Source organism: Glycomyces lechevalierae, assembly GCF_027622945.1.
Classification (GTDB): Bacteria; Actinomycetota; Actinomycetes; order Mycobacteriales; family Micromonosporaceae; genus Glycomyces; species Glycomyces rutgersensis.
This window is the reverse complement of the sequence record NZ_JAPZVQ010000002.1, coordinates 284375-290374: the sequence shown is the minus strand read 5'-3', so window position 1 is coordinate 290374 and position 6000 is coordinate 284375. Positions and strand designations below refer to the sequence as shown.

General features: G+C 72.2%; 4 protein-coding genes. 2 read left to right on the top strand and 2 right to left on the bottom strand.

From position 1 onward, the window contains the following. Window positions 1-233: 233 nt before the first annotated feature. Window positions 234-800, top strand: coding sequence for a hypothetical protein (locus tag O2L01_RS05005; RefSeq protein WP_270120775.1), 567 nt, complete (start codon window positions 234-236; stop codon window positions 798-800). Window positions 801-866: 66 nt separating this feature from the next. Further along, window positions 867-1190, top strand: coding sequence for a DUF952 domain-containing protein (locus O2L01_RS05000; protein ID WP_270120774.1), 324 nt, complete (start codon window positions 867-869; stop codon window positions 1188-1190). Here O2L01_RS05000 and O2L01_RS04995 read toward each other — a convergent pair whose 3' ends face one another. Next, the gene (locus O2L01_RS04995; protein ID WP_270120773.1) at window positions 1191-4247 is read right to left on the bottom strand and encodes a BTAD domain-containing putative transcriptional regulator; all 3057 of its coding nucleotides are present in this window, start codon (window positions 4245-4247) and stop codon (window positions 1191-1193) included. A gap of 303 nt (window positions 4248-4550) precedes the next feature. Further along, window positions 4551-5930 carry a serine hydrolase domain-containing protein gene (locus O2L01_RS04990; RefSeq protein ID WP_270120772.1) on the bottom strand — a complete coding sequence of 460 codons (1380 nt, stop codon included), beginning with the start codon at window positions 5928-5930 and terminating at the stop codon, window positions 4551-4553. Window positions 5931-6000: the final 70 nt, after the last annotated feature.

The window sequence follows — 6000 nt, the reverse complement described above, 5'->3', positions numbered from 1 at the left end:
GGGGGGCCCCGCCCCCCCCCCCGCCCCGCCCGCCCCCCCCCCCCCCCCCCCCCCCCCCCCCCCCCCCCGCCCGCGGGGGGCCCACGGTTCCGTCTCCTGCTGCGGCGCACGGACTATGCGACTCGTCAGCGCGCTGTCAGTGTGCCGTCAGCGCCGCTCGCGAAGGTACCGGCATGAACCGGGACGCCGAAACGGCGACCGGACGACCGGCCCCTCGAGCGAAGGAGACTCCCATGTCCGCCAAGCCCACTCGCCCCGCCTCACTCACCATCGCCGCCGTCCTCCACTTCGCGATCGCCCTGGCGTTCGCTTCGATTCCGATCATCGGTCTCCTCTACGGCGCCGACGTCCAAGCGGCGGCCGAAGCCGAGGTCGTCCGCCAGGGCCAGGACCCGAACCTGTTGGCCGCGAACGGGCTCGCGTTCGACGAGCACGGAGTCGCGATCTGGGCGCCGTTCGCCATCGCTGCCGCGATCGCCGCGTTGGGCCTGATCCTGTTGGCGGGCAAGCGCATCGGTCGACCGCTGTCATTCATCGCGCTGCCGCTCGTGCTGGCGGGGAACGCACTCATCATGGCCAGCAACGCGACAGCGAACGCGAAGGTCCAGTCGCTCTTCGATGCCGCCGACGACGCGGCCGTCCGCTCCCTCGACGCCGCCGCGATCCTGGACGCCGCGTTCGCGGCGTACCCAGCCTGGCTCCCGGCCCTCGAAGGCGTTCGCTTCGCAGTGGTCATCACGGGCTGCGTCCTCGGCGTGGTCCTCCTGGCCCTGCGCCCGGCCCGCGCCTACTTCCGGTAGGCCCGAGAACGAGAACGGCCCCGCGCCATGCGCGGGGCCGTCCGCCTGTCGCGGTAGCGTGCGGGCATGACCGAGCTGCTGCACCTGACCGAACCGGACCTCTGGGAGGCCGCGCGCGCCGCGGGCATGTACGAGGGCTCGACGCGCGGCAAGACTCTCGCCGAGGAGGGCTTCATCCACTGCTCGCTGCCCGACCAGCTCGAGGACGTGGCCGCGTTCGTCTACGACGACCACCCGGGCCCGCTCGTGGTCCTGGTCATCGACGCCGACCTGGTGGACGTGCCGATCCGCTACGAGGCGCCGGCGCCCGGCGCGCCCGAGTACCCGCATCTGTACGGCCCGCTCAAGACGAGCGCGGTCGTCGAAGTCCGGCCCTGGCCGGCCGAGTGATCAGCCCCGGTTGACGAGCAGCGCGATCGCCGCGTCCCGGTCGAGTGCCGAACCTTGCCGATAAGCGTCCTCGAACGCCTTGTCGCCCAATACCTCCCGGGCGCGCTCGGGGGTTCGCAGCGTCGCGTCGTAGCCGCGCCGGTCCTCGGTGCCGAGCAGCGCGGTGGACGCGCCGAGCAGGGTCGCCGCGCCGGCCGCGTTCCCTTCTTGGAGGGTGATCGCCGCGCCGACCCGGGCCGCGACGGCCAGGTTCGGACCCGCCGACGCCCCGGCATGGTCGGCGGTGAGTGCATCGAGACGGCGCCGGGCCAGCGATGCGTCGCCATCGGCGAGGGCGGCCAAGGCGCGCAAGGCCATGCCCCACACTTGGATTCTGGAGTCCAATGTGGTGCGACTGAACACCGATTCGGCGGCATCGAGTTCGCTCAACGCCGACCAGCGGTCGCCCGTGTGCAGCAGGACCTGCGCGCGGCACCAGCGCACGTACGCGGTGTTGTGCGGGTCGCGGTCGGCGTCGGCCCGCTCGAGGCCGAGCCGCATCGGCTCCCAGGCGCGACTTTCAGTGCCGCCGTCGACCACATCGCGCAGTGCGGTGACGATCGCGAGTTCGCCGTAGGTCTCGGCGGCGTCCGCGGCGGTGCCGAGCTCGTCGAACAGCCGCGCGGCCTGCGCGAGCGCGTCCTCGGCGGCGGCGTGATCGCCCTGGCGGGTCCAGACTTCGGCGCGCATCCGCAGCGCCGAGGCGCGGCCGAAACGCTCGCCGAGCTTCGCGAACTCGGCTTCGGCGCGATCGATCTGCTCGAGACCCGCGAGGCCGGTGGAGCCTTCACCGACGGCGGCCGCGGTGAGCAGGATGATCCCCCGCTCCCAGCCTTCGGCGGTCTCGACGTCGGCGGCGACGGTCGGGTCCGAGAGGAACGCCGGGGCGATGGCGAGCAGCGAACGGCCCGCGATCGCGCCGTTCGCCTTGCGACCCAAAGCCATGCCCTCGGCGATCGAACGGGCGCCGGATTCGGGGTCGCCGAGTTCGGACTGGCCCATGCCGGTGATGAGCAGGACGGCCGGCTCGAGCGGCGCGGGGACCTGGCCAGGGAGGGCCAGGATCGCCGGGAACCAGTGCTGGAGCTGGCTGCGGAAGCCGCGCAGGTGCCAGTACCAGAAGAGAGCGGCGATCATGCGCAGCCCGGTCTCCTTGTCGCCGAACGTGACCGAGCGGCCGAGGACGGCCAGGAGGTTGTCGTGTTCGGCGTCGAGGCGGGCGATCGCCTCGATCTGGGCGGCCGACCGGATCTCGTCGTCGGCGTGTTCGACCAGGTCGAGGCAGTAGCGGGCCATGGCGTTCCGCTCGGCCTCGGCGTCGGCCGGGGCGAGCTGCGCCCCGGCATAGGAGCGGATGGTCTCGAGCATCCGGTACCGCTCGCCCACACGCTCCACTAGGGACTTGTCGACGAGTCCGGCGAGCGCGTCGAGATCGTCGACGCGGTCCAGTCCGACGCCGCCGGGGTAAACGGACATTCGCATCGCAAGGGCCCGTTCGGCATCCGAGAGCAGGTCCCAGCTCCAAGCGATGACGCCTTCGAGGGTGCGGTGGCGCTCGGGCGCGGTCCGGTCGGACCCGGCGAGCAACGCGAACCGGTCGTCCAGACGGGCGGCGATCTGCGCGGCGTCGAGCGCCCGCATGCGCGCGGCGGCCAGCTCGACCGCCAAAGGCAGCCCGTCGAGGCGGCGGCAGATCTCCACGACCGCTTCCGTGTTCGACGCGTCGAGCTTGAAATCGGGGCGCACTGCGCCGGCCCGTTCGCAGAACAGGCGCACGGCCGGGCTCTCCTCCGGGCGGTCGCCTGAGAACGGCAGCGGCGGGATCGGGAGCAGGCGCTCGCCGCCGATCCCCAGGGCCTCACGGCTAGTGGCGAGGAGACGCAGGCCCGGGCAGGCGCCGAGGAGACGCGCGGCGAGTCGGGCGGCGGCGTCGATGCGGTGCTCGCAGTTGTCGAAGATGACGAGCGCGTCCTGGTCCGCGAAGTACTCCTCGAGGCGGGAGGCGGCGTCGTGCGCGGACGGCTCCAGCAGGCCGGACTCGCGGGCGCCGATCGCGCGCAGGACCGCTGGCGCCACGTCGGCGTCGTCGCCCACCGCCGCGAGTTCCACCAGCCAGATGCCCTGCGGTGCAACGCCTGCTATGCCGGCAGCGGCCTCGACCGCGAGGCGGGTCTTGCCCGCGCCGCCGGGGCCGGTGACCGTGACCAGGCGGGACGCGGCGACTGCCTTGGCGAGGGCGTCCAGGTCGGCTTCGCGGCCGACGAAGCTGGTGAGCTGGGCTTTCAGGTTGGTGCGCTTCTCGACCCGTGGTGCGGGGGCCGCGCTTTGGCGCAGGATCTGGAGGTGGAGTTCGGCGAGCTCGGCGGACGGGTCGGCCCCGAGCTCGTCGGCGAGGCGTTCGCGGGCGCGCTCGAACACGTCGAGGGCCTCGGCCGGGCGGCCGGTCGCGTAGAGCGCGCGCATGAGGAGGGCTTGCCAGCGCTCGTCGAGGGGGTTCGCCTCAGCGAGCGGTTCGAGTTCGGCGAGGACGTCGGTGCCGGTGGCGATCTCGAGGGCGAGCCGCTCGCGCGTGGTCTCATTTCGCAAGCGCTCCAGGCGGACCGCTTCGTTCTCGGCGAACCGGAGGTGACGCAGGTCGGCGAGGGCCGGCCCGCGCCAGAGCGATTCGGCTTCGCGGAGCGCGGCGAGGTCGCCGTGTCGGCGCCCGGATTCTGCCAGCCGCTCGAACCGTGTCACGTCTACGTCGCCGGGCTGGACCGCGAGACGGTAGCCGGAGGCACCCCGGGTGAGTCGCTCGGCGCCGATCGCGCGGCGCACACGGGAGACCAAGGCCTGCAAGGCGTTCGCGGAGGGTGCGTCGTCCTCCCAGATCGCGTCGAGCAGCGCGTCCGCCGTGACTTCGCGGCCCGGTTCGAGCGCGAGGCGGGCGACGAGCGCGCGGAGCCGTGCCCCGGCGAGTTCGATGGGCTGGTCGTCGCCGTCGCGGATCTCGAAGGGACCGAGGAGGAGTACGCGCATGAGAGCAAGTGTGCCCGGGACCGGCGAGGGTGGAAATGGCGGAGGGCCGCCGGGTGCGGATGAGGTGGGAAGGCCGGGCCGGTGGGGGCGATGGTCGGCGCGGGGCTCGGAACGGCGGGCGCGCTGATAGCGCATTGGTTCCGGTTCGGCGGCCCCCGAGCTGAAGGGTGACAGAAGGGTACGACAAAACCCGCGGAGCCGGTCGGGGCTACCGACCGGCTCCACAGACACGGACACCCTCTCCAGGCGTTGGGCGTTGGGCGTTGGGCGTTGGGCGTTGGGCGTTGGGCGCGAGACCCCCTCTCAGGCTTTGTCCTTCACACGCCGGAACTGGCGTCCGGCGAGGTCGAGCGCCGTGATCGCGCCGCGCTCGTCGCGAGCGAAGTAGCCGCGCTGGCCTTCGAGCGGTCCAGCCGTGACGATGTAGTCGTCGCCGCCCTCCGCGATGAACCCCATGTGTGCGGGCTCGCAGTCGGCGGGGATCGCTTCGGTGGAAGCCGCACGCAGCTCAGGCCGGATCCGGGCGGCGAGGGTCAGGTGATCGCCCTCGTCGACGACGCTCACGATCATCATGTCCACCTCATAGTCGCCCACGACCTCGGCGGCGCGCGCCTTGTCGAACGCGACCGGCTCCGGATCGCGGTCGACCAGGCCGAGGTAGTGCTCCAAGGCCCAGCGGATGACCGCCAGGTTGCAGGGCGTGCCGCCCGGCTCGGCATTCGTGGTCACGGCGATCGCGAAGTCGTGTTCGGGCACGACCAGGAAGTCCGCGAACTGGCCGTGGCCGGAGCCGCCGTGCCCGAACGTGGCAGCGCCGTCGATCTCGCGCAGGAACCAGCAGATCCCGAACCCGTCGCCGATGGAGCTGCCACGCAGCTCAACGGTTTGACGCCGCATCGCCTGCAGCGCTTCGGCGGAGACGATCCGCTCGCCCGACGCGGCGCGGCCGTCCCCGAGGTGGAACCGGGCCCAGCGGACCAGGTCGCGCACGGTGGCCGCGCCGCCACCGCCGGGGTTCTGGGCGCGGTGGAGCTTCCACTTGGGCGATACGGTGGCGCCGTCCTCGGTGACGTTGTGGCCGAGCGAGAACTTGCGGGTCATGGCCTCGGCGGCGAAGAACGTGGTGTTCTCAAGGCCCAACGGCTCGAACAGCAGGTCCGCGATCGCCTGCTCGTAGGATTGGCCGGTGACGACCTCGATGACTCGGCCTAGGATGCTGAACGCGGCCTGGCTGTAGGAGGCCCGCTCGCCGGGCTTGGCGATGAGCGTCAGCTCGTCCAGGCGGCCCACGTACCGCTCGAGGGCGTCGTCGCCGTCGCCGGTGTCGAGCAGCATCCAGGTGTCAAGGCCCGCAGTGTGGTTGAGCAGGTTGCCGATCGTGATCGCGGCGGCGGTCTCCTCGTCGGCGAGCTTCAGACCGGGAAGGTAGCGGCGCACCGGCGCGTCGAGGTCCACCTTGCCCTGTTCGGCGAGGATCACGATCGCGGTCGCCGTGAAGGTCTTGGACGTCGAGCCGAGGGTGAAGATGGTGTCCTCGCCGACCGGGAGCGGGTTCGCGACGCTGGTGACGCCGTGGGACGAGAAGATCTCGCGACCCTGGTGCCAGATGCCGACCGCGATGCCCGGCACGGCGTAGTCGGCGGCCCGCTCGGCGACGATCTGGTCGAGTTCGTTGGCGCTCATGATGGTTCCCTCCACACTGCGATGCCCCGGTGATCCCCGGAGCGCTGTCGAGAAGAACCATCGCCGCGGA